This is a genomic window from Variovorax sp. J31P207 (assembly GCF_030316965.1).
Classification (GTDB): Bacteria; Pseudomonadota; Gammaproteobacteria; order Burkholderiales; family Burkholderiaceae_C; genus Variovorax; species Variovorax ginsengisoli_B.
In genome coordinates, this window is the sequence record NZ_JASZYN010000008.1 from 127,170 (window position 1) to 150,230 (window position 23,061).

General features: G+C 68.5%; 24 protein-coding genes. 12 read left to right on the top strand and 12 right to left on the bottom strand.

Annotated elements, in window-relative coordinates:
* Nucleotides 1–2 precede the first annotated feature (2 nt).
* Nucleotides 3–3,062: an FAD-binding and (Fe-S)-binding domain-containing protein gene (locus tag QTI68_RS26030; protein WP_286525776.1), complete on the top strand. Its 3,060-nt coding sequence runs from the start codon at nucleotides 3–5 to the stop codon at nucleotides 3,060–3,062.
* On the opposite strand, the gene QTI68_RS26035 is transcribed toward QTI68_RS26030, so the two are convergent.
* Complete coding sequence (locus QTI68_RS26035) at nucleotides 3,059–3,286, bottom strand: hypothetical protein (protein ID WP_286525778.1); 228 nt, start codon at nucleotides 3,284–3,286, stop codon at nucleotides 3,059–3,061. The two genes, QTI68_RS26030 and QTI68_RS26035, sit on opposite strands and share 4 nt — an antisense overlap.
* A 101-nt stretch (nucleotides 3,287–3,387) precedes the next feature.
* Here QTI68_RS26035 and glsA point away from each other — a divergent pair, with 101 nt between their 5' ends.
* From glsA to QTI68_RS26055, 4 genes are all read left to right on the top strand, one after another.
* Nucleotides 3,388–4,392, top strand: coding sequence for a glutaminase A (gene glsA, locus QTI68_RS26040; RefSeq protein WP_286525780.1), 1,005 nt, complete (start codon nucleotides 3,388–3,390; stop codon nucleotides 4,390–4,392).
* A gap of 77 nt (nucleotides 4,393–4,469) precedes the next feature.
* On the top strand, nucleotides 4,470–4,856 hold the full coding sequence (locus QTI68_RS26045; protein ID WP_286525781.1) for a hypothetical protein: 387 nt from the start codon (nucleotides 4,470–4,472) through the stop codon (nucleotides 4,854–4,856).
* A gap of 11 nt (nucleotides 4,857–4,867) precedes the next feature.
* Entirely contained in the window at nucleotides 4,868–5,104 is a 237-nt protein-coding gene (locus tag QTI68_RS26050; RefSeq protein WP_286525782.1) for a YMGG-like glycine zipper-containing protein, read from the top strand.
* A gap of 46 nt (nucleotides 5,105–5,150) precedes the next feature.
* Entirely contained in the window at nucleotides 5,151–6,062 is a 912-nt protein-coding gene (locus QTI68_RS26055) for a bestrophin family protein (protein WP_286525784.1), read from the top strand.
* Nucleotides 6,063–6,066: 4 nt separating this feature from the next.
* On the opposite strand, the gene QTI68_RS26060 is transcribed toward QTI68_RS26055, so the two are convergent.
* A complete protein-coding gene (locus QTI68_RS26060; RefSeq protein WP_286525785.1) occupies nucleotides 6,067–6,399 on the bottom strand; it encodes a protealysin inhibitor emfourin in 333 nt (110 codons plus the stop codon).
* Complete coding sequence (locus QTI68_RS26065) at nucleotides 6,396–7,478, bottom strand: M4 family metallopeptidase (protein WP_286525787.1); 1,083 nt, start codon at nucleotides 7,476–7,478, stop codon at nucleotides 6,396–6,398. The genes QTI68_RS26060 and QTI68_RS26065 overlap by 4 nt, the downstream gene beginning before the upstream one ends.
* A 193-nt stretch (nucleotides 7,479–7,671) precedes the next feature.
* On the opposite strand from QTI68_RS26065, the gene QTI68_RS26070 reads away from it, so the two are divergent.
* Both QTI68_RS26070 and QTI68_RS26075 read left to right on the top strand, forming a co-directional pair.
* Nucleotides 7,672–8,664: a hypothetical protein gene (locus QTI68_RS26070; RefSeq protein ID WP_503011736.1), complete on the top strand. Its 993-nt coding sequence runs from the start codon at nucleotides 7,672–7,674 to the stop codon at nucleotides 8,662–8,664.
* A 15-nt stretch (nucleotides 8,665–8,679) separates the two neighbouring features.
* Nucleotides 8,680–9,243, top strand: a complete 564-nt coding sequence (locus QTI68_RS26075) for a methyltransferase family protein (protein WP_286525792.1) — start codon at nucleotides 8,680–8,682, stop codon at nucleotides 9,241–9,243.
* Between the two features lie 7 nt (nucleotides 9,244–9,250).
* On the opposite strand, the gene QTI68_RS26080 is transcribed toward QTI68_RS26075, so the two are convergent.
* Nucleotides 9,251–9,742 (bottom strand): hypothetical protein, encoded by a 492-nt coding sequence (locus QTI68_RS26080; RefSeq protein ID WP_286525793.1) that lies wholly within the window; start codon nucleotides 9,740–9,742, stop codon nucleotides 9,251–9,253.
* A gap of 69 nt (nucleotides 9,743–9,811) precedes the next feature.
* Complete coding sequence (locus QTI68_RS26085) at nucleotides 9,812–10,381, bottom strand: hypothetical protein (RefSeq protein WP_286525795.1); 570 nt, start codon at nucleotides 10,379–10,381, stop codon at nucleotides 9,812–9,814.
* 111 nt (nucleotides 10,382–10,492) lie between these two features.
* Between QTI68_RS26085 and QTI68_RS26090 the strand changes: the two genes are divergently transcribed.
* Complete coding sequence (locus QTI68_RS26090) at nucleotides 10,493–11,053, top strand: TetR/AcrR family transcriptional regulator (protein WP_286525797.1); 561 nt, start codon at nucleotides 10,493–10,495, stop codon at nucleotides 11,051–11,053.
* A gap of 47 nt (nucleotides 11,054–11,100) precedes the next feature.
* On the opposite strand, the gene QTI68_RS26095 is transcribed toward QTI68_RS26090, so the two are convergent.
* Complete coding sequence (locus QTI68_RS26095; RefSeq protein ID WP_286525798.1) at nucleotides 11,101–11,583, bottom strand: GNAT family N-acetyltransferase; 483 nt, start codon at nucleotides 11,581–11,583, stop codon at nucleotides 11,101–11,103.
* A 66-nt stretch (nucleotides 11,584–11,649) separates the two neighbouring features.
* Here QTI68_RS26095 and QTI68_RS26100 point away from each other — a divergent pair, with 66 nt between their 5' ends.
* The gene (locus QTI68_RS26100) at nucleotides 11,650–12,666 is read left to right on the top strand and encodes a DUF2272 domain-containing protein (RefSeq protein ID WP_286525800.1); all 1,017 of its coding nucleotides are present in this window, start codon (nucleotides 11,650–11,652) and stop codon (nucleotides 12,664–12,666) included.
* A 12-nt stretch (nucleotides 12,667–12,678) separates the two neighbouring features.
* On the opposite strand, the gene QTI68_RS26105 is transcribed toward QTI68_RS26100, so the two are convergent.
* Both QTI68_RS26105 and QTI68_RS26110 read right to left on the bottom strand, forming a co-directional pair.
* Complete coding sequence (locus tag QTI68_RS26105) at nucleotides 12,679–14,580, bottom strand: acyl-CoA synthetase (protein WP_286525802.1); 1,902 nt, start codon at nucleotides 14,578–14,580, stop codon at nucleotides 12,679–12,681.
* On the bottom strand, nucleotides 14,577–15,479 hold the full coding sequence (locus tag QTI68_RS26110) for a phytanoyl-CoA dioxygenase family protein (protein WP_286525804.1): 903 nt from the start codon (nucleotides 15,477–15,479) through the stop codon (nucleotides 14,577–14,579). The genes QTI68_RS26105 and QTI68_RS26110 overlap by 4 nt, the downstream gene beginning before the upstream one ends.
* 120 nt (nucleotides 15,480–15,599) lie before the next feature.
* Here QTI68_RS26110 and QTI68_RS26115 point away from each other — a divergent pair, with 120 nt between their 5' ends.
* Entirely contained in the window at nucleotides 15,600–16,427 is an 828-nt protein-coding gene (locus QTI68_RS26115) for a YihY family inner membrane protein (RefSeq protein ID WP_286525805.1), read from the top strand.
* 24 nt (nucleotides 16,428–16,451) lie between these two features.
* Here the strand turns inward: QTI68_RS26115 and QTI68_RS26120 are convergent, their stop codons facing one another.
* Together QTI68_RS26120 and QTI68_RS26125 are read right to left on the bottom strand one after the other, a co-directional pair.
* A complete protein-coding gene (locus tag QTI68_RS26120; protein WP_286525807.1) occupies nucleotides 16,452–18,158 on the bottom strand; it encodes a response regulator in 1,707 nt (568 codons plus the stop codon).
* Between the two features lie 4 nt (nucleotides 18,159–18,162).
* Nucleotides 18,163–19,665: an ATPase domain-containing protein gene (locus tag QTI68_RS26125; RefSeq protein WP_286526086.1), complete on the bottom strand. Its 1,503-nt coding sequence runs from the start codon at nucleotides 19,663–19,665 to the stop codon at nucleotides 18,163–18,165.
* Between the two features lie 201 nt (nucleotides 19,666–19,866).
* Here QTI68_RS26125 and QTI68_RS26130 point away from each other — a divergent pair, with 201 nt between their 5' ends.
* The gene (locus tag QTI68_RS26130) at nucleotides 19,867–20,655 is read left to right on the top strand and encodes an SDR family NAD(P)-dependent oxidoreductase (protein WP_286525808.1); all 789 of its coding nucleotides are present in this window, start codon (nucleotides 19,867–19,869) and stop codon (nucleotides 20,653–20,655) included.
* 42 nt (nucleotides 20,656–20,697) lie between these two features.
* Here the strand turns inward: QTI68_RS26130 and QTI68_RS26135 are convergent, their stop codons facing one another.
* Together QTI68_RS26135 and QTI68_RS26140 are read right to left on the bottom strand one after the other, a co-directional pair.
* A complete protein-coding gene (locus QTI68_RS26135) occupies nucleotides 20,698–21,411 on the bottom strand; it encodes a nitroreductase (protein WP_286525809.1) in 714 nt (237 codons plus the stop codon).
* Nucleotides 21,412–21,414: 3 nt separating this feature from the next.
* The gene (locus tag QTI68_RS26140; protein WP_286525811.1) at nucleotides 21,415–21,963 is read right to left on the bottom strand and encodes a 4-hydroxylaminobenzoate lyase; all 549 of its coding nucleotides are present in this window, start codon (nucleotides 21,961–21,963) and stop codon (nucleotides 21,415–21,417) included.
* A 114-nt stretch (nucleotides 21,964–22,077) separates the two neighbouring features.
* Here QTI68_RS26140 and QTI68_RS26145 point away from each other — a divergent pair, with 114 nt between their 5' ends.
* The gene (locus tag QTI68_RS26145; RefSeq protein ID WP_286525813.1) at nucleotides 22,078–23,058 is read left to right on the top strand and encodes a LysR family transcriptional regulator; all 981 of its coding nucleotides are present in this window, start codon (nucleotides 22,078–22,080) and stop codon (nucleotides 23,056–23,058) included.
* Nucleotides 23,059–23,061: the final 3 nt, after the last annotated feature.

Genomic DNA, 23,061 nt, shown 5'->3' on the forward strand with positions numbered 1-23,061 from the left:
CCATGCGCATCGAGCCCGCCAGCCATCTGCAGCCAGCCGGTACAGTCCTTCCCCCCAACGAAACCTGCGAGGCGCTGGCCAGGCGGCTGGCGGCCGAGACCCAAGGCGAGGTGCTCTTCGACGACGCATCGCGCGGCCGCTATGCGACCGATGCGTCGATCTACCAGATCGTGCCGGTCGGCGTCCTGGTGCCGAAGTCCGAGCGCGACATCGCGACCGCCATCGACGTGGCGCGCGATCTCAAGGTGCCGGTGCTGGCACGCGGCGGCGGCACCAGCCAGTGCGGCCAGACCACCGGCGCAGCGCTGGTGATCGACAACAGCAAGCACTTCCGGCGCGTGCTGGATCTCGATCTCGACCGCCGCACCGCCACGGTCGAGCCGGGCATCGTGCTCGACCACCTCAACGCGCGGCTCAAGCCGCACGGGCTGTGGTATCCGGTCGACGTGTCGACCAGCGCGCAAGCCACGCTCGGCGGCATGGCGGGCAACAACTCCTGCGGCTCGCGCTCCATCGCCTACGGCAACATGGTGCACAACGTGGCCGGTGCGAGCGCCTGGTTGTCCGACGGCGAACTGGTCGATTTCGGCCCGGTCTCGGACCTGGGTGCGAGGGCCAGCGACATCGCGCTGCATGTGCGGCAGCTGGTGCTCCAGCACCGCGGCGAGATCCACGCGCGCTGGCCCAAGGTGATGCGCCGGGTCGCCGGCTACAACCTCGACATCTTCGACAACCAGAGCGAGAAGCCCTACACGGCGGACGGCAGCGTCAACCTGGCGCACCTGCTCATCGGCGCCGAAGGCACGCTGGCCTACACCCGCAGCCTGACGCTCAAGCTCTCGGAACTGCCGCGCGCGAAGGTGCTGGGCGTCGTCAACTTCCCGAGCTTTCGAGCGGCCATGGATTCGGCGCAGCACATCGTCAAGCTGGGCCCCACGGCGGTCGAGCTGGTCGATCGCACGATGATCGAGTTGAGCCTCGCCAACCCCGCCTTCAGGCCGACGGTCGAGACCGCGCTCATCGGCCGGCCCGCCGCCATCCTGCTGGTCGAGTTCTCAGGCGGCGACAAGGCCTCGCTGCTGCCCAGGCTGAAGGATCTGGTGGACCTGATGGGCGAGCTCGGCCTGCCCGGCAGCGTGGTCGAGATGCGTGACGACGCGCCGCAGAAGAACCTGTGGGAAGTCCGCAAGGCCGGCCTCAACATCATGATGAGCCTCAAGGGCGACGGCAAGCCGGTGAGCTTCATCGAGGACTGCGCGGTGCCGCTCGAGCATCTGGCCGACTACACCGACGGCCTCACCGAAGTGTTCGCCAGGCACGGCAGCCGCGGCACCTGGTATGCCCACGCCTCGGTCGGCACGCTGCACGTGCGGCCCATTCTGGACATGCGCACCGATGGCGGGTCCAAGATGCGCGCCATCGCCGAGGAAGCGGGCGCGCTGGTGCGCAAGTACAAGGGCGCCTTCAGCGGCGAGCACGGCGACGGCCTGTGCCGCGGCGAGTGGATCGAATGGCAGTTCGGCCCGGCGATCAACGAGGCCTTCCGGTCCATCAAGCAGAAGCTCGACCCGATCAATCTCTTCAACCCCGGCAAGATCATCGATCCGCCGAAGATGGACGACGGCGCGCTGTTCCGCTTCGCGCCGGCGACGGCACCGAAGCCCTACCGGCGCATCCCGCTCACGCCGGTGCTCGACTGGTCCGCATGGAACGTGCAGGCCGACCCGGTGACGGAAGCGACCACGGCGCCGGGCACCGGCGGCGACCTCACGGGCGGTTTCGCCAAGGCCGTCGAGATGTGCAACAACAACGGCCATTGCCGCAAGTTCGACGCCGGCACGATGTGCCCGAGCTACCGCGTGACGCGCGACGAGCAGCACCTGACACGCGGCCGCGCCAACACGCTGCGCCTCGCCATCTCCGGCCAGCTCGGCCCCGATGCCTTCACCAGCGAGGCCATGCACGAGACGATGGACCTGTGCGTCGGCTGCAAGGGCTGCAAGCGCGACTGCCCGACGGGCGTCGACATGGCGAAGATGAAGATCGAGTTCCTGGCGCACTACAAGAAGAAGCACGGCCACACGCTCAAGGACCGGCTCATCGCCCGCTTGCCGGACTATGCCCACCTGGCCAGCCGGATGCCGTGGCTGCTCAATCTGCGCAACAGCGTGCCGGCTGCACGCTGGCTCGGTGAAAAGGTGCTGGGCCTTTCCGCCCGGCGATCGCTGCCCGTGTGGCGCAGCGACACCTTCTGGCGCGCTGCCGACGCTTCGACGTTCGCCAGCCGCGAGCAGGCCATTGCCGCGGCGCGAGAAGGCCGCAAGGTGGCGGTGCTGTTCGTCGACACCTTCAATGGCAACTTCGAAAGCCAGAACGCCTGGGCCGCTGCCCGCGTGCTCAAGTCCGCCGGTTACCTGCTGCACACGGTGCAGAAGGACGGCGGTCATCACTGCTGCGGCCGCACCTACCTCGCCAATGGCATGGTGGACGAGGCCAGGGCCAGGGCCGGTGCGTTGATCGATGCGCTGATGCCGTTGGCGGAAGCCGGCATCGCGATCGTCGGCCTCGAGCCCTCGTGCCTGCTGACCTTGCGCGACGAGACGCTGGTCATGGGGCTCGGGGCCAAGGCCGACACGGTGGCGGGTCAGGCGCTGCTGTTCGAGGAATTCATCGCGCGTGAAGTGAAGGCGGGCCGGTTCCAGCTGGCGCTCAAGGCGGTGGACCAGCCGATCCTGCTGCATGGCCATTGCCACCAGAAGGCTTTCGGCGCGGTGAGCCCGATCCTCGATGTCCTCAAACTGATTCCCGGCGCCAAGCCGGAGCTCATCGAAAGCTCATGCTGCGGCATGGCCGGAAGCTTCGGCTACGAGGCGGCCCACTACGACGTCTCGATGCAGATGGCGGAAGCCAGCCTGCTGCCGGCGGTGCGGTGTCGGCCCGACGCGATCGTGGTGGCCGATGGCACCAGCTGCCGTCACCAGATCGCCGACGGCGCGCAGCGCGAGGCGGTCCACGTCGCGGTGCTGCTCGACCGGCAGCTTGCGACACCCGCATCTTCCTAGTCGATCCAGGGGCCGCCGAGCATCGCCTGGATGTAGGCCGCGACCTTGACCAGGTCTTCATCGGACAAGGGAATCGGCGGCGCGTCGACCAGGTGCTCGGCGACCATGTGCAGCTTCGCCGATGCGTTGGGCTGCTCCTGGAGCAGGACCGCGAGGGCCGCGGTCTGGGCGACAGCCCTCAGCTCGAGCGATCGGAGCCGTGCGTTGAGTTCTTCCGCATCCATTTCGTCCATCCTTCGAGAGTCCAAGCGTGAGGCCCGATTCTGCTTCGGATTGGACGGGCGGGTGATGGCCCGTGCTACGCTGCGCGCGGAGGACCCAGCCCGTGCACACGCCGATTCCGCTCGACGAACCGACCGATCCGCCGCTGGTTTCCACCGGCCACCTGCCGCCGCCCGAGCGCGTGAAGGCGCTGGTCGACGAAGCCTATGACCGCTACCGATCGATCGACGAAGGCGCGGTCGCCGACTACATCCCGGCGCTGGCCAAGGTGCCGCGCGACCTGTTCGGCGTCTGCCTCGTCGGCGTCGACGGCTCGGTCAATGCCGTCGGCGATGCCGGGCACGCGTTCTCGATCCAGAGCGTGTCGAAGCCTTTCGTCTTCGCCCTGGTCTGCCAGGCCATCGGCGCCGAAGAGGCGCGCCGGAAGCTGGGTGTGAACGCCACCGGGCTGCCTTTCAACTCCGTCATCGCCCTGGAGCTGAACCAGGACCGGACCATGAACCCGATGGTGAACGCAGGCGCCATCGCGGCCACCAGCCTGGCGCCGGGCGAGACCGCCGACGAGAAATGGCGCTTCATCCAGGATGGACTGTCGCGCTTCGCCGGCCGCAGGCTCGAGGTCGACGAAGAGATCTACCAGTCCGAGGCGGCCACCAACCTGCGCAACCGAGGCATCGCCAAGCTGCTCGAGGGCTATGGCCGCATGTACTTCGACGCGCTGGAGGCCACCGACATCTACACCCGGCAGTGCGCGCTGAAGGTGACCGCGAAGGACCTCGCCGTGATGGGCGCCACGCTGGCCGACGGCGGGGTCAATCCGGTCACCGAGGAGCGGGTGGTCGACGCCTCGATCTGCAAACGGGTGCTCGCGGTGCTCGCCACGGCCGGGCTCTACGAGCTCTCGGGCGACTGGCTCTACGAGATCGGCCTGCCGGGCAAGAGCGGCGTCAGTGGCGGCATCGTCACGGTGATACCGGGCAAGGGCGGCCTGGGCACCTTCGCACCGGCGCTGGACGAGGCCGGCAACAGCATCAAGGGCCAGCGGGTGTCCAAGTACCTCTCGGAGCGGATGGGCCTGAACCTGTTCGCGTCGAAGCCCGACCACTGAAGATTCAGGGTCGAAAGGCCTTGCACCCGCCATTGTTGCGAGGAAGAATGCAAGCGGGAAGTCCTCAAGGAGATGCAATGAAAGCACTGACCCCTCCGGGACGCGCGGCCCTGATCGCCAGCTTTGCACTCGCCATCGGCATGGCCTGGAGCACGGTCCGCGCAGCCGAAGTCGCCGTGGTCACCGGCGAGCAATGGACCACCTCCAGCGATGCCGTCAAGAAGGCCTACCTGGTCGGTGTCGCCAACATGGTCCAGGTCGAGCGCGCCTACAACGGCGCGACGCCACCCTCGGACGCCCAGAGCATCGTGCCGCGGATGGCCAGGGGGATGCAGGGCCAGACCCTCGACAGCGTGCGCGAAGGCGTCGACCGCTGGTATGCCGCGAACCCGACCAAGCTGAAGCGCCCGGTGCTGGACATCATCTGGTTCGAGATGGCCGTGCCCGGAATGCAAAAGAAATGACGGAGGCCCTCATGAAATCGCTTGCTTGGATGGCGGGCATCGCCAGCGTGACGCTCCTCGTGGGCTGCACCAACATGACCCCGCAGCAACAGGGAACGATGAGCGGCGCGGCCATTGGCGCCGCGGCGGGCGCCGGGATCGCGGCGATCGCCGGCGGCGACGGTTGGACGGGTGCAGCGATCGGCGGCATCGCCGGCGGCATTGCCGGCAACATCAAGGGCGGCCGCCAGCAGCAGCAGGGGTGGTGACCGCGCACCGGGCGCGAGCTGCGCGGCCCGACATGGCGCGCGCCCGATGATCGTCAGGCCCCGACCCCATTGGCTGCGCCTGTTGTTCGTCTGGCGCGGATCGGTACTGCCCGACATCCTGCCGCAGCTGCTGGCGACCACGGCCTTCGCGATCCTCGTGACCGTGCTTCACGGGCGGCTGTTCCAGTGGAAGATCCCGCTGAACTTCGTGCCCTTCTCGCTGATCGGCCTGACCCTGGCGATCTTCCTGGGCTTTCGCAACGGCACCAGCTACGCGCGCTACTGGGAGGCGCGAACGCTCTGGGGCACGGTGCTCAACGACACGCGGGCGCTGGTGCGGCAGGCGCTCACCCTGGCGGACGCGCCGTCGGAGGCGTCCTTGCTGGCGGTGCGGCTGATCGCATTCGTGCATGCACTGCGCCACCAGCTGCGCCGGACCGATCCGGCGGCGGACTTCGAGCGCCTGCTTTGCGCCGAAGACCGCGACCGCCTGCGCCCGGCACGCTACAAGCCCGCGCTGCTGCTGCTCATGGCCGGCGAGTGGCTGCGCGACCGGCGGCAGGCCGGGCGGATCGCACCGGCGCTGGTCCAGGCCATGGAAGGGCCGCTCGGGCGGCTCACCGACGCACTGGGCGGATGCGAGCGCATCGCCGGCACGCCGATCCCGTTCACCTACACCGTGATCATCCACCGCACCATCTACCTCTACTGCGTGCTGCTCCCGTTCGGACTGGTCGATGCCATCGGCCCCATGACGCCGGTGATCGTGGCCTTCATCGCCTACACCTTCTTCGCGCTCGAGGCCCTGGGCGCCCAGATCGAGGAGCCCTTCGGCACCGACCCCAACGACCTGGCCCTCGACGCCATGTCGCACATGATCGAGTCCTCGCTGCGCGAGATGATGGGCGAGCCGCTGGCGCCGCAGGACGCCGGGCCGGGCGCGTTCATCCAGACCTGAGCCCTCAGGGCAGCGTCGGCCTGGCGAGCGATTCGAGCACCGAGGGCATCGCATCCTCCGGCAGGTCGATCACCTGTTCGCCCCCGGCCGCGTCCTCGACGCGAAGGCGATAGCTGAAGCGGTCGGCACCAGGCGCCGGGCCGGGCGGCGCACCGCGCGACCTGGCCGGCCGGTCCGACGCCGCCGCTTCGATCACCCGTCCCAATGCCTGCTGCTGGGCTGCGCTGAGCGCCGCGAAGTCGTGCTCGGCGCTCACGGCCAGCCCGGCCAGGCCGCCGCGGCGCTCGATGCGCACGCGGCGCACCGCGGGCCGGGCGGGATCGGCGGGCTCGGTCATGGGCTCGCGGGCGTGACGCCCACCCCGGTCCAGGCGCTGGTGCACTGGGCCTGCAGCGCGGCGCCGCCGATCTTCAGCGCCGAGGCGATGGTCAGTGCCGCGAACTCGCTGAAGGTGGCGTCGCTGCGCAGCGCCCGGTTGATGCAGGTGTCGTACCAGGCCTTGATGGCATTGCCCCAGGCCTGCCCGCCGGCCGCCCGCGCGAAGGTGGCGAAGGCCTTGTTCGGCACGCCGCTGTTCTCGTGCACGTCGGCCGTCGGGTCGATCTCGCTGTAGAGCTCGGGCTGCGGCGACAGGCAATGCTTGGCCGAGGGCTGCACCATGTCGCGCAGGCAGGTGAAGCCCTTGGCCAGTGCCGTCGGCGCCATGATGCCGGCACCGACCAGCCAGCCGCGCGGCTCGGTCACGGCCCAGTTGTTCAGCCACTGGTTGAACACGGTGCCGAAGACGTCGCTGATGCTCTCGTTGAGCGCACCCGACTCGCCTTCGTAGCGCAGGGCGCTGAGGTTCTGCGTCACGCCGTGGGTCAGCTCGTGGCCGATGACGTCGGGCGACAGGTACATCTCGCCGAACAGCTTGCCGTCGCCGTCGCCGTACACCATCTGCGAACCGTTCCAGAACGCGTTGTCGTAGTTCCTGGCGTAGTGCAGGCTGGACGCCAGGTCGAAGCCCTTGTTGTCGACCGAATTGCGGCCGATCACGGTCTTGTAGAACTCCACCACCTTGGCGGTGGTGTCGAACACGGTCTTGAAGGCGCCGGCAGGCGCCGCCACCGCCTTGCCCGGCAGTCCCTTGCGATGCATGCAGTCGAACAGATGCTGGGCCGGCACATGGACCGCCGCGCCGGCCAGGAAGCGGTCCGCGTCGCGCAGTGTCGCGATGCGATGGGCTTCTCGCAGTCCGCGCAGGCGTTCGGTTTCCACATAGGTGTCCTGCAGGGACTTGCGCGTGGCGGCGTCGATCGCGCCATCGCGCGCGTATTTTTTCAGCACCCCGGGCGGGACGATGAAGCAGCACATCGATCGATAGGGCAGGACCGGCGCATCGGATGGTCGGCCGCATGCATTGGCAAATGACATGGCGTTCTCCTTGAAAATCCCCGGTCCTTCGGCGTGCGAACTGGCGCCGGGCCGGAACGCAATTAGGAACCGGGTGCTCGCGGAATGCGACCTCCACGCGAAGGAGCCATGCGCGCATGCAGTCAGTGCGAAGTCAGCTCGGTTATCCTTGCGTCGACCCGTTCGCTGCCGCAGGCAGGCGTCATGGAGGCTCATGCGAATCCCGAGCGCTGTTCCCGCCAGAGCACTTTTCGCGGCCGCACTTTGCGCGCTGTGTTCGTCCGGCCTGCGCGCGCAGGAGTTTTCAATGCTCGCCGGGCCGCTGGTCAGCAGGGACGAAGACACCTACTCCTGGGAAGCCACGTACCGGGAGGGCCTGGGGCGTCATGCGGCCTGGAGCTTCTCCTGGCTCAACGAAGGCCACATTCCGAACCACCATCGCGACGGGCAGTTGATCCAGCTCTGGGGCCGCCTGCCGCTGCGCGAGAACCGGCTCGAGTTGTCGGCCGGTGCGGGTCCGTACCGCTATTTCGATACGGTTGCGGCCGAGGCCGGCGGCAACTATTCGGACACCCATGGCTGGGGCCTGGTGCTGAGCCTTCGCGCCGCCTACTACTTCGACAACCGCTGGATCGCGCAGATGCAGTTGAATCACGTGCAGGCCTATCACGGACCGGACACGACCGCGATCGTCGTCGGCCTCGGCTATCAGCTCGAAGCCCCGAGCGGCCCGGGTCCGCGCGAGCGCGCCGAGGTGCGCAGCTCGAACGTCACCGGCGATGAACTCACGCTGATGCTCGGCAGGTCGATCCTGAACAGCTTCGATTCGGAAACGGCGAGCGCCCAAGGCCTGGAGTATCGGCACGGGCTCGACCGCTACCTGGACATTAGCGCGAGCTACCTGCATGAAGGCGGGCGCACCCAGTCCCGTCGCGATGGCCTTGCAGTGCAGCTGTGGCTGACGCGCGCCTTCTTTGACGACCGGCTGGCGCTGTCGGCAGGGATCGGACCCTATGTCGCGATCTCCCAGAACGACGAGCTCGCGGCCAACCGCACCGGAGACGGCCGCGTGTCGGGCCTGGTCTCGGTGTCCGCGAGCTACCGCTTCGATGCGCGATGGCTGCTGCGGCTCACGTGGAACCGCGTGGCCACGCGCTACGACCGCGACGCCGACCTGCTGATGGCCGGCGTCGGCATGCGCTTCTAGACGACGGCGCACCGTATGCTCCTCCCCCTCGCAGCCTATGGTCCGACCTTCGTGGTCGTGAGTTCGGCGCTGCTCTACATCTCGCGCGGCGCGATGATGCGTCCACGCTCGCACGGCTTCTACCGCTTCTTCGCCTGGGAGTGCATCCTCGGGCTCATCTGGATCAACCTGCCGGTCTGGGGCGCAGACCCGCGCGCGCTGCCTCAGCGGGTGGCGATGGTGCTGTTCATGGCCTCGGTCTGGTTGCCGCTGCATGCATTCCGACTGTTGCGGCGCGACGGCCATCCGGGCGAGGCGCGCCAGGACGAAGCGCTGATCGGATTCGAGAAGACGACCACGCTCGTGACGGCCGGCGCTTTCCGCTACATCCGCCATCCGATGTACACCGCGCTGATCTGCCTGGCCTGGGGCATCTTTCTGCAGCAGTTCACCTGGCTGGGGCTGGCGCTGGTGGTGGCGGCGACAGTGCTGCTGTTCGTCACTGCGTTGCGCGAAGAGCAGGAATGCCTCGCGCATTTCGGCCAGGCGTACCGGGACTACATGCGGCGCACGCGTCGCTTCGTGCCCTTCCTGCTGTAGCTGCCGCCTATGCGCCCTCGGTCTGCTCGTCCGGCCCGGCGTCCTGCAGACAGGCATCGCGCAGCAGTCCCGGACACTGTTCGCGGAAGTCCGCGAAACCGAAGGCGCTCGCCGCGATCGTGGCTGCGAGCAGCAGCAGCCAGGCGGTCGTCGCGAGGCCGCTGCGCGCCCTGGGACGCTGTCGCTCGAGGTAGGCCTGCCAACGTTCCTCGCCAGGGGACGCGTGGCCTTCGAGCTTCGCCAGGTAGTCGGCCACAAGGGCCAGGCGGGCGCGGACGGCCCTGGTTTTCAGGATGCCGTAGGCCGGGACGACGATCGGCAGGAACCACACGAGGCCCTGGTAGCCGACATAGTCGCCCGCGCCCCGGACCAGCCAGACGAACAGGGCCGCCACGCCCAACACGCAGGCCAGCTCGAGGCGTGCGAGTTGCGCCTCGCCGCTGCGCACTTCCTGCTGCAGGGCGACGTACTCTTCTCTTGGTAGCCATGGGTCGGCCATGCACGCTTCTCCGTCATCGCCGGCTGGGGCGCCGGCGGGGTGAGGAGCTTACCAGCGCCGGTCTCGCGGTCAGGGCTTGCGCGCCAACGGGATCTGCAGGTGAGTCGGCCGGTTGGCCTCGGTGTCGAAGCCCCGGCCGTCGATGTTGCGCGCGCCCCAGAACAGCAGGCCGTGCGAGAGGTGGACGAGGTCGTACTCCATGAAGTGCTGGCCTTCGACCAGGCCGAAGGGCACGAAGGCCTTGCCGAACACGCTCTGCGCTCCGCCTGCTTCCCACCGCGCGTAGCCCTGGCTCGCCACCTGGTTCAGCAGGTCGACGAAGCCCTGGTGCATCGGCGTCACCTCGTAGCCTTCGTCGGCCACGAAATCCACCTTCTGGGCACCGGGCGCGACCGGATGCTCGCCGCGCCAGCGCATGTGGCCACGGATCAGGATGCGCGCCAGCGGCACCTTGCCGTAGGGATCGGCCGAATTGACGACGGCGAGTTCGAAGCGGTCGCCGTCGAGTGCCTTGAAGTCGCGCGTCAGGTAGAAGGGCTTGAGCGTGCCGTCGGGGTTCTTGGCGGCGCTGGGCCGGATCTCGGGCGCGATGCTGGCCCATTCGCCGATCAGCGCCTGCCGGATTGAGTCCACGTTCATGGGAAAGGCTCCTTGACTTCGAATCGACTATGACGATCGTCATAGTCGGCGTGATTATGATGGGCGTCATAGTCCAGGTCAACACTTCTTCGAAAAGGCAGCCGGTGCGTCATGGCAGGTGAAGTTCGCGATCGCATGGTCGAGGGGGCGATGGCGCTGCTGGCGCGGCGGGGCCTGCACGCGACGTCGTTCTCGGAGGTCCTCGCGGCCACCGGCGCGCCGCGCGGATCGCTCTACCACCACTTCCCGGAGGGCAAGGAGCAGTTGATGGCCGCGGCGGTCGATCGCGCCGGCGAGGTGCTGCTCGGCGTGCTCGAGCGCGGTTCGGCCGGCAGCGCGGAGGAGGTGGTGCGGAACTTCCTCGCCGTCTGGCGCGCGGTGCTGACGCGCTCGAATTGCGAAGCGGGCTGTGCGGTGCTGGCGGTGACGGTGGCGACCGATTCGGCCGACCTTCTGGCGCACGCCACGGCCGTGTTCCGCGCCTGGCGCGAGCGGCTGGCCGCCCGGCTGAAGCAGGCCGGGCTGGCGCCCTCGGTGGCGCGCCGGTTCGCGATGGTGCTGCTGGCCTCGACCGAAGGCGCCGTCGTGCTCAGCCGCGCCGACCAGAGCCTGGAGCCTTTCGAGGCGGTGGCCCAGCAACTTCTCGACGAGGCGCGGCGACTGCAGGCCTGAGCGCCATGTTTCGCATCCTCCGGAGACCTGGGGCGCCGCCCGGCGATTCAGGCCAGCAGCAGCCCGAGCACGTGCTCGTCGACGTAGTGCGATTCGTCGCCTCGCTTGTAGAAGTCGCGCAGCGTGCCTTCGTGCACGAAGCCGAGTTTTTCGTAGAAGCGCAACGCCTGCGTGTTGTCGCTCTCGGCGTAAAGCTCGACCCGCCGGATGCCTTCTGCGCGCAGCCGCGCGATCGCGTCCTCCATCATGGCGCGGCCGATGCCCGCGCCGTGCCGGCGCGGGTCGACCGCCAGCGTGCCGAGCAGGGCCACGTGGCGCACCCGGCCCGGGTAGCGCGTGGTCTTGTAGAAGCCGGCGATCTCGCCGTCGACTTCCCAGACGAAGAAGCTGCCGCTCACCAGCAACTGGGCATAGACGTCTTCGAAGTCTGCGAAGGGCATCGGGTCGTAGGTCAGGAACGGAACCACCTTCTCGTGGCTGTAGATCGAGAAGACTTGGCGGATGTCGTCGGGTCGGGCGAGGCGTCGCATGGTGGTGTGGAGGCGTCGGAGGGGCGGCCGAGTGTAGTCGCGCACCGGGGCTATGCTCGGGTCCGAATGTCTCTTCATTTCGTGCCGCGGCGCCTTCTTCCGGTCGCCGTTTCTCTCTTGGCCATGGCCGCGCCGTTCGCTGCCGGGGCCGCTTCGCTGTGCCTCGATACCGCCACGCGATCCCCCCCGCCGCCCCGTGCGCTGGCCATGGCGGCCGCGGCCGAGCGCGAACACCGGGCCTTCGGCGGACAGGCCATGGATGCCGAAGGCCGGCTCACCGAATCGGGCCTGTCGGAGGCCGAGGACGTGCGCGCCGGTGTGTGGGCCCGCGCACCCTGGGAGCGGGTGCTCGGCTATTGGGGCGCCGTCGATCCGCAGCAAGGCCGCCTGCCCTACCTCGTGCGCTTCGGCGCGCTGCGCCCGGCCGATCGGCAACTCCTGCTGCAGGCGCTGAACCAGGCCACGGCCGCCCATCTGCAAGGCCTGGGCGTCGGCCCGGACCAGGGCCTGGAATCGCACGAGCTGCGCGCCGCGCAGGCCGCGATCGACCGGGTCGCCGTGATCGACACCCCCTGGTCCGCGGCTTTCGTGAGCTGGCTCGCGCGCCAGGCCGGGCTCGGCGCGGACGAGTTCCAGTTCTCCGAGGCCCATGCCGACTATGCGGGCGCGGCCTGGCAGGCCGGCAGCGCCGAGGCGGCCGGCCGTCCGACCGCCTACGCGATGCGCGCCTGCGACATCACGCGCACCCCGCCGCGCGTCGGCGACCTGGTCTGCCAGGCGCGCGGCACCGGTGCCGGGTTCGACAGCTTCGAGAAGATCGGCGAGGCGCTGGCGGCCCGCCGCACCGGCGGCGGCGCCTTGCCGATGCACTGCGATGTCGTGGTGGCGGTCGATGCCCTGGGCTTCGATGCCATCGGCGGCAACGTGCTGCAGTCCGTCACCTTGCGCCGGCTGGCCTTTGCGCCGGGGACCCGGCGGCTCGACCCCAGCTACTTGAGCGACGGCTGCACTGCAGGCACGGCCGACTGCGTCGATCGCCACATGAGCCGGCAGCCCTGGTCGCTGCTGCTGCAGTGGCGCTGAGCCACGCCGGGCTCAGCGCCAGACCGTCTCGTGCTTCAGGACCAGCGGGTCCAGGCGCTCATCGATCTGCCGCGCGACCGATTCGCGATCGCCCGTGGCCACGCCGGTGACCGCGACCGTGACCAGGCTGCCGTGCAGCGCGTGGGCGCCGACCTCGACAGTCAGTTCTCGATCGGGTTGCTGCAAGTCCGACAGCAGGCGCAACGCCACGCGCTGCGCCGCCTGCCATCGCAACGCGGGCTTGAAGACCTTGCCCACCGCGGTCAGCGGCAGGGCCTCGACGAACAGCACCTCGACCGGCAGCGCTGCGCGTTCCGGCGTGCCGGCGGCAACGAAGGCGAGCAGGTCGGCCGCCTCGACCGCCGCGCCCGGCTTGAGCTGCACGAACGCGATCGGCAGCTCGCCCGCATAGACGTCCGGCTGCCCGACGACGCTGGCCTGCGCCACGGCGGGATGCTGGAAGAAGACCTCTTCGATCGCCATCGGGTCGATGTTGTGGCCGCCGCGGATGATCAGGTCCTTGGCGCGGCCGGTGATCCAGAGGTAGCCTTCGGCGTCGAGGCGGCCGAGGTCACCGGAGTTCACCCAGCCGGGCGCGACGAAGGCCTCGCGGTTGTGGCTGTCGCTCAGGTAGCCGCTGAACACGCCGGGCCCGCTCATCGCCACGACCCCGCTCTCGCCCACCGCGCAGTCGCGCGTGGCGCGCCCCTCGGCATCGACCTCGACGATCCGCACCCGGCTGTACGGCACCGGATGGCCGACCGAGCCCAGGCGGATGGGCCGGTCGAGGTAGGCCAGGGTGTGGACGCTCGAGGTCTCGGTCATGCCATAGACCTCGACCACCGGCACCTCGAAGCGCTGCGCGTAGGCCCTGCCGATCGGCACCGGGATCGCCGAGCCGCCGCCCGAGCAGATGCGGATGCTCGAGACGTCGGCGCCGTCGACCGGCACGTTGAGCGCCGCGCCGAGCACGGTCGGAACACCGCCGAACACTTCGGGCCGAAAGCGTTCGACCAGCCGCCAGACATTGCGCACCGCCACCGGGTTGCGCCAGCCCGACGGCGACAGCACCACGATCGTGCCGCCCGCGCTCAGTTGCGCCAGGCCCTGCGTCAGCGCACCGCCCACGTGGAAGAGGGGCAAGCCGAACAGCAGCGGTGCGCCGGCGCGCACGTGCAGCATCAGGCTCACGGCCCAGGCCTGGTACACCTGGTTGCCGTGCGTATGGCGCACCAGCTTCGGCATGCCGGTGGTGCCGCCGGTGTGGAAGTAGGCGGCGGTGTCGCTGGCCGCGATCTGGCGGCCGCCGAGCAGCCGGTCGGCGGGCTGCCGGTCCACCAGCGCGTCGAAGCCGTGCACGGCGCGTGCCGGGTCGCTCTCGCCGCCGACCACGACGATCGCCTTCAGGCCCGGCAGCTGGTCGCGGATGCGTTCGACCTTGGCCCAGATGTCGGTTCCGGGCACCGGGCCGAGCGCTACCAGCACCTTGGTGTTGGCGGCGCGCAGGATCTCGGCGATCTGGCCCGCCTCGAGCAGCGGATTGACCGGATTGGCGATGCCGGCCGCTTCGGCGCCGAACAGGCAGAAGAAGCTCTGGGGAACCAGCGGCAGCAGCAGGCTGACGACGTCGCCGGGGCCGACGCCGAGTTCGGTGAACAGGTTCGCGGCCTGCGTCACGCGGCCGACGAACTGCCGATGGCTGATGCGCAGCGGCGTTTCGTCGGGCTCCGCCTGCGGCAGGAACAAGATGGCATCGGCGTCCGGGTCGCAGGCGGCGCCGCGCTGCAGGGCCTCGTAGGTGCTCTGCGCTGCGATGCGCTCGGCATAGGGCGTGGCTTCGAAGGCCCGCAGCTGGGCGTCGGTCGCGAAGGCCGGCCATTCGTCGCCGATCAGCCGGTCCAGGGGGTGTGTCATGGGTTCTCCTCCTCGCGCCGGCCGTCGCGAGGCGCGGCGGCTACGGCATTGACATGGTCGGGTTGCAGCACCTTGGCCGGATGCGACGCCGTGACGTGGCCCATGAAGGGCGGCATGATCTCGTAGCCGAGCAGCGTCTGCAGGCGCGGCGACATGCCGCGCACCAGCGCCGGCGGGATGCCGAGGTAGAAGTTCTCCTGGGTTCGCGCCCAGGGTTCGCAGTACTGGTTAGAGAACGCCAGCCGCGGCGCCGCACTGCGATTGGCGCCGCCGCGGTGCATCAGGGTGCCATGGAAGAAGATGCAGGCCCCGGCTGGCACGACCATCGGCACCAGCATGCGCTCCAGCGAGGAGGGCATCGGCGCGTCGGCATCGCGGCCGTCGTAGGCCCCGATGATCTGGGCGTCACTCCAGCGGTGGCTGCCGGGAATGACCTCGGTGCCGCCGTTCTCGGCCGTGAACGCATCGACCGCGACGATCGTGCTGAAGCTGATGGAGGGCCGCGGGCGCGGCACCGGGTAGAACGAGTCGTCGTAGTGGATCGGCTGCGGCGTCTCGCCCGGATGGATGCAGATCGCCTGGCTCGCCGTCAGCAGGCAGCCCGGCGCCAGCAGCCGGTCGAGCAGGGCCAGCACGCGCGCGTCTTCGGCGATGTCCTCGAAGCAGCGGCCCCGGCCGACCAGCGTGTAGACCCGCTCGGTGCGCACGCCCTCGAAGTTGTTGCGTCCGGTGTGGCTGCCCAGGTGCGGTGCGAGGCCCGCGCGGACCCGCTGGAGATCGTCCGGCCGCAGGAAGTCGGGGATGACCGTGTAGCCCTGGGCGTCGAGCTCGGCGAGATGGCGCTGCACACCGATGGCGCTGTCCTGGTGGTCTGGCGCCGTGTCCGTCAATGTGGTCATGAAGATCCTCGGTCGCGCGCAGCGTAGCCCGGAACGCCGGCCCGGACAACCAAGAGGAACCCCGAGGCCGGCGGCCGCAGCCTTCACAATCGGCGGGCCGAATCTCATTTGCCGCGACCCATGTTCACCCTGACCCGAATGACGATCCAGCGCGCCCGGAAAGAGCGCTTGCCCCAGGTCGCCGGGAGCCTGACCTTCACGACCCTGCTGTCCATCGTGCCCTTGCTGGCGGCGAGCTTCGCGCTCTTCACGCACTTCCCGGTCTTCAGGCGATTCAAGGATGCGATCCAGGAGTTCCTGCTGAGCCCGCTGCTGCCGGCCGATATCGCGCGCACGGTCCTGCAGTACCTGAACCGGTTCGCCGCCAACGCCAGCGGCTTGACCTGGGTCGGCTCGCTGCTGCTGCTTTGCACGGCGGTGGCGATGCTGCTCACCGTGGAGAACGCCCTGAACCAGATGTGGGAGGTGCGGCGCAACCGGCCGTTCTTCAGGCGGGTCGGCCTGTACCTGCTGATGCTGGCGGTCGGGCCGCCGGTCCTCGGCCTGAGCCTGTGGGCGAGCTCCCATGTGCTCGGCGCCTCGCTGGGCTGGATCGGCGCGCTGCCCGCTTCGCTCGCCTTCGTGTTCGATCTCGGCCCGCTGCTGCTCGTCCTGACGGCGCTGACCAGCATGTTCTACCTCGTCCCGAACACCCAGGTGCGCCTGCGCGATGCCCTCGCCGGTGGCCTGGTCGCCAGCCTGGCCTTCGAGTTCGGCAAGCGCGGCTTTGCCGGCTACCTCGCCAAGGTGCCGACCTACAAGGCGGTCTACGGGACCTTCGCGGCGTTCCCGATGTTCCTGCTCTGGGTGTATTTCTCGTGGCTGGTCACGTTGGTCGCGGCCATGATCGCGGCCAACCTGGGGCGTGCCAGGAAGGAAAATCGACGATCCTCGAGTCGAGCGGCATGACCTGGTGGCGCGCGGCCGAGGTGCCTAGGACGGCGGGCGCTTTCGCCGAAGTTCCATCGACACCGCCTTGCCCATGGTGTCGAGGTCGAAAGGCTTGGCGAGCACCGAGTGCGGGCCGATCAGGCGCTCGACGGCGTTCATGTCCGCGTAGCCGGTCGCCATGAGAATCGGCAGATCGACGTACATCTCGCGTGCATGGGCGATCAGTTCCGCGCCGTTCATGCGCGGCATCAGATAGTCGACCAGCAGCAGGTCCGGTCGCGCCTTCTTCAACTCGGTCAGGCCCGCAGCGCCATCCGCGGCCTGACGGACGTGGAAGCCAAGCACCTGAAGGCATTCGACCATGCTCCGGCGAACGGCGGGGTCGTCTTCGACGACCAGGATCTCGGCCTGCAACGCCATCGCGGCGTTCTGTCCGCGCAGCATGGCTTCGGCCGCTTCCTTCGGCGCCGGGGCCAGCGGGAAGCAGAGCTTGATCGTCGTGCCTGCGCCGACCTCGCTCTGCACTTCCACATTGCCGCCCGACTGCCGCGTGAATCCGTAGACCTGACTCAGGCCGAGCCCGGTACCGGCGTGCTGCTTGGTCGTGAAGAACGGATCGAACACCTTGCCCAGCAGGTTGTCCGGGATCCCTTCGCCCGTATCGCGCACGGCGACGCTGACCGAGCCCAGTGGATACGCGGTGGCGACGGCGCCGCCGGGACTGGCGTCGGCTTCGGTGCCGGAGGCCGCCATCTGCGTGTGGATTTCCAGCATCCCGCCCAGGGGCATGGCGTCGCGCGAGTTCACCGAGAGATTGAGGATGGCCATCTCCATCTGGGCGGCGTCGACGACGACGTAGGCGGGCCCGGGACAAAGCGTCAGCGACAGCTTGACATGGGCGCCCACGGATATCGAAATCAATTCGGCCATGTTGCGGATGAGATCGTTCACGTCATGCAGCTTGGGCACCAGGCTCTGCGTGCGCGCAAAAGACAGCAGTTGACCGGTCAGGCGCGAGCCGCGGTCCACGGCCTCCTTGGCCCGGCGCGCGTAGTGGCGAACGCGGTCGTCCTTGACAGTCAGCCGCTCGATCAACTGCAAGTTCAGGTTGACGGCATGCAGCAGGTTGTTGAAGTCGTGGGCGATGCCGCCGGTCAGGCGGCCCAGTGCCTCCATCTTCTGGTTCTGGACCCGCGAACTCTCGACGCGTTCGCGCTCCAGGATCTCGCGCATCAATCGATCGTTCGCGCTCGCGAGGTCGGCGGTCCGCTCGGCGATCCGGGTTTCGAGCTTGTCGTTGAGCTGCTCGACGCTCAACTTGGATGCCTCCAACTCGGCAAGATGCTTGCGCGTGAGGTATTGGCGCTGCCGGGCCCGCAATGCGGACTCGGCAGCACTCGCCAGGGTGTCGGGGTTGACCGGCCGCTCGAGCAGCACCAGATTGCTGAGCTCCTGCAGCGCAGACCGGGCACGATCGGTCCGGTGCAGCGTTTGCCGCGCCGCCAAGACGACGAACGGATAGTCGGACCATGGCGGCTGGCTCGCGAGCATCTCGCGCAGCGCATCGACGATGCCGTCGCCCAGCGCTTCTTCGGTGAGGATCGTCGCCGCCGAGTCCTGGCACATTTCACGGACCAGCGCGTCGCCGCTTTCGCAGATGTGTGCAACGACCCGCCGTGCCGCGAGTACTTCAGTGATGACCCGGGCGTCGCGCCCGAACGGCGCCAGGACGAGTATTCGATTCTCCACGCCGTCACGCCTGTTCGGCGCCGCCGAGCAGCGAGGTCTGTCCGCGATAGCGCGGAACGCCAGCCATGACACCTTCGAAATCCGTGAGCGCCTCACCTATCTCGAGGCCGCTCGGGCTGAGCCTGAATTGATGGATCGTGGAGGCGTGCGCGCTGGTGCGGCTCTTGATCACCGACACCGCCTTGAGGAGTTGCCCACGGGCCTCGAAGTACCGGAACTGCAGCATCGAATCGCTCAGATAGCTCAGGTCGACATCGTTGGGAACCTCGCCGGAAAGGCCGTGCTGGGACAGGACCAGGATGGTCGTCACCCCCTGCAGATTGAGGTACGTCAGCAGCTCGTGCATCTGCAGCAGCAGGAAGTTGCTGCCGGGCATCGCGACCAGGTAGGCGTTCAGCGTATCGATCACGACCGTGCCGACACCCCGCCGCTCGACCGCATCGCGCACGCGATGCGAAAACTCGCCGGCGGAAATCGCCGCCGGGTCGATCGTGTGCAGATCCAGCTGTCCCGACGCGTTGTACTCTTCGATGTCCAGTCCCAGGGCCCGCGAGCGCATCAGGAGTGTCTTGATTCCTTCGTCGAAAAGGAAGAATGCCGCCTTGCCCCCGCGCTGCATGGCGGCAGCCGCACAGCACACGGCAGTGGTCGTCTTGCCGACGCCGGCGGGGCCGGCGAACAGCAAGTTGCTGCCCGGGACCAGCCCGCCGCCCAGGAGCCGGTCCAGCTCGGCATTGCCGGAGCTCACGGCTTCGCTCGCATGCTCGCGGCCGTGCTCGTTGGCCACCAGGCGCGAGAACACCTGCAGTCCGCCCCGATCCAGATTGAAGTCGTGCTCGCCTTCCCGGAACCTCACGCCGCGCATTTTCACTACGCGGAGGCGACGCTTGTCGGGGCCGTAGGTGCCGGTGTTCTGCTCGAGATGGATCACGCCGTGTGCAATGCTGTGCAGATGCATGTCGCCGGCACCAGCCGATTTGTCATCGAGCAAGAGCACGGTGCAGCGCTGCGTCAGGAAGAAGCGCTTGAGCGCCAGGATCTGCCGCCGATAGCGCAGCGGGTTCTGGGACAGCAAGCGCAGCTCCGAGAGGCTGTCGAATACGACCCGCTCCGGCCGCACGCGTTCCACCAGGGCCATGACGTTGCGGATCGTCTCGCCCAACTCGAAATCGGAGGGGTTGAGGATGCTCTGCTCGGCGTCTGCGCTGAGGCCCTCGTCGCTCACGAGATCGAAGATTTCTATGCCGTCGAGTCCCCACCCGTGCGACATCGCACCCTGCGCAAGCTCGTCGGAAGTCTCCGACAACGTGACGTACAAGCCCTTTCGGCCGAGTGCCCGACCTTCGAGAAGGAACTGCAGGCCCAGCGTCGTCTTGCCGGCGCCCGGGGTCCCTTCGACAAGGTAGAGGTGTCCCGCGGGCAGTCCTCCGGCCAGCACCTCGTCGAGGCCTGGCACCCCGGTGGGCTCGAAGAGCGACGGCTGCGAGGCAGTGCGTTGATTCGTCATGGCGAAAGCATCCGGTTTGTTCTTTTCACTATCAATGGCGCGCAGCCTGAATCTAGTGTGATGAAGGATGTCGTCTCGAGCGATGCAGCGCGCGCCCGCATGTAGGCGCTTTTCCTGAACGCGTGTGGGTACGGGCTGCAGGCGCTCAGGCTCTGGCACAGTGGACCCTTCGACACTGAACGTCTCATCCAAGGAGGTGCCATGGATCTTCAATTGAGCGGCAAGCACGTGCTGGTCACGGGCGGCAGCCGCGGTATCGGGCTGGCCTGCGCCCGCGAGTTCCTGCGCGAAGGCGCGCGGGTCAGCCTGGCCGGGCGCACGGCCGCGCACCTGGAGGCCGCTGTGGCGGCATTGCGCGCCGAGGGCTACGCGGCGCACGGCCAGCTCGCCGACCTCGGTGATGCGGGTGCGGCGCTCGCGATGGTGGATGCCGCCGAAGCCGAGGGTGGCCCGATCGACGTGCTCGTCAACTCGGCCGGGGCCGCGCGCCGCACGCCCTTCGACGAGTTGCAGCCGCAAGCGTGGCAGGACGCCATGCAGGCCAAGTTCTTCACCTACGTCAACGTCATGGACCCGGTGATCAAGCGCATGGGGGCGCGCGGCACGGGGGCGATCGTCAACGTCATCGGCATGGGCGGCAAGGTCGCCACCACCACCCACCTGGCGGGCGGTGCCGCCAATGCGGCGCTGATGCTCGCGACCGCCGGCCTGGCCGCGGCCTACGGGCCGCGCGGCGTGCGCGTGAATGCGGTCAACCCGGCGCTGACGCTGACCGACCGCATGGCCGAGGGCCTGGCCGCCGAGGCCCGGCTGCACAAGACCAGCGCCGAGGCGGTGCTGCGCGACGCGCAGGCCCGCATGCCCCTTGGGCGGGTCGCCGCACCCGAGGACATCGCGCGCGCGGTCGTGTTCCTGGCATCGGGTGCGGCCGGCTACATCTCCGGGGCAATTGTCTCGATGGACGGCGCCGCGGTGCCGATGGTGGTCTGAGGCCGTGAAGGCTCAGCCCCGGGGACAGCATGCACCGCAAGCTCAGGCCGGAAAGCCGAGGAGCCGCGCGAATTCGTGCCTGTGTTCCCTGGGCATGCCGGCTCGATTCACCGGGGCCTCGAGATCGCCGTATCCCATGGCCATGCCGAAGGCGGTCTGCTCGTGCGGCGGCATCTGCAGATGGGCCGCGATCGGGTCATGGAAGGGCGCGAAGGCGACCTGCGGGCAGGTGTCGATGCCACGCGCCTTGGCGGCGATCATCAGGTTCTGCGCGAAAAGACCGAGGTCGATCCAGCTGTGCGGCTTCAATCGGCGGTCGATGCTGAAGATAAGGCCGACCGGGGCGCCGAAGAATGAGTAGTTCTTCTCGGTCTGGCGCATGCGCGCCGCAGCGTCGCCGCGATCGATCTCCAACGAAGCGTAGTAGCGGGCCCCGAAGTCGAGCAGCCTCGCGCGGAACAGGTCCGGCAACGGCTCGGGGAAGTGGGTCGGCGCGGGTACGGTTCCGGCGCGGGACGCGGCGACCAGGGTCTCGGCCAGCGCATCCTTCACCTCGCCGCTGACCACATAGACCCGCCAGGGCTGGATGTTGGCACCGCTCGGGGCTGCCGCCGCATCCTCGAGGATCTCCTCGACGATGTCACGCCGCAGAGGCTGCGGCTTGAATGCGCGAACCGACCGGCGCGAACGCACGACGGCCGACACGCATTTCGCGATGGTCTCCTGCGACCATTCGGTCGTTGCCGTGTCGACCATGGATCACTCCTGCGGGGCGTCGTGATAGGAAATCCGGCCCGAGGGCAGGAAGAACAGCGCGATCACCGCGCCGCCTTTCGCTTCCGGGTAGTGGTGGCTGCCCGGTGCCGGTGCGGTCCAACCGCCGAAGCACCAGCCGTTCGGTCCGTTCAGCGCGGCGCCCGGCGTCAGCGGAACGACCATGTTGAATTCGCCGTAGGGATGGCCGTGGTATTGCCCGCGCATCCGATGGTCCGGGTGGCCTTGCCGGTTGCCGGTGCTGTCCATGTAGACCGCCGTGATGCTGAAGTGGAGCGTGCGCCCGGAAGGCTCGGCGATGCGGCTGCGGCGGTAGGCCGGCCCGTCGATCGGGGCGTTCGCCGCCCAGCCGTCCTCCACGCCCTTCCTCACCAGGCGGGCCAGGGTCTGGTAGAGCTCGCTGTCGGGCCCGTACTTGTGATTCAACCAGCGTTCGATCGCGGCGCCGGTGGTCAGGTCCTTCACTTCATCGAGGAAGGGAATGCAGCGCGCGATCAGCGCTTCCCGATCGTCGATGAGGGTGTCTTGCGTCATGGTTTTCGCTCTCCGTCAATTGGATGGACCGGATCATGGGCGAACACCGAATTGAATGGAACTGATGTCTCTGCAATTCCATAATGCATGGAATTCAAGTGATGGAGCGACGTCATGAGCATCGGCCGCACGGACCTCAACCTGCTGAAGGTGTTCGAGGCCGTCTACGAGGAGCACAACCTGCTGCTGGCGGGAAAGCGCCTGCATCTGACCCAATCGGCGGTCAGCCATGCGCTGCGCAGGCTGCGTGAGCTGGTCGGTGACGAGCTTTTCATGCGCACGGGCAAGGGCATGGTGCCGACCGGCCGTGCGACCGCGATGGCGCCGGCCCTGCGGGACGCGTTGCGCCGCATCGAGGACAGCCTCGGCGTCGAGCCTTTTTCTCCCGACAGCTCCCGGCGGCGCTTCGTCATCGCGGCCAACGATCACGTCACCGCGGTGATCGTTGCGCCCTTGTCCCGCGATCTGCAACAGGCAGCGCCGGGCATCGATCTCGTCATCCGGCCCTCCACGCGGCTGGACCTGGCCGAGCAGATCGACCTGGGACGCATCGACCTCGCCATCGGCATCTTTTCCCAGATTCCGCCCCGCCTGAATTCGCGAACGCTGATGTCCCAGGGAGAGTCCATCCTCATGCGAAAGGGCCATCCCGCCGCGCGCCGGAAGCTCACGCTGCGCGACCTGACGAAGTACCCGCTCGTGACCCTGTCCGTCGGCGGGCAGGAGGAAGGCGCGGTAGGAGGCTTCATCGTCGAGCGCGGTCTCGCGCGCCAGTCGGAGATGTTCGACCGTCGCGCGCTGGAGGAGGCGCTGCGCGAGTCCAAGCAGGAGCCCCGGTCCAGGGTCACCGTGCCGCATTCGCTCGCCATTCCGGCGCTGCTGCGTGACACGCAGATGCTGGCCATCGTGCCGGCGTCCCTGGCCGTGGCGCTGGCGAAGAGCGGCGATCTGGTTCGCCGGGCGCCGCCGTACAAGGCCGGAACCGAGACCCTGCGCGCGGTCTGGCATGGCCGCGACGCGCACGATGCGGGTCACGCCTGGCTGCTCGAGAGGGTCGCGGCGGCGGCTCGGGCCGCCGAAGAGGCGCTCGGGTAGCAG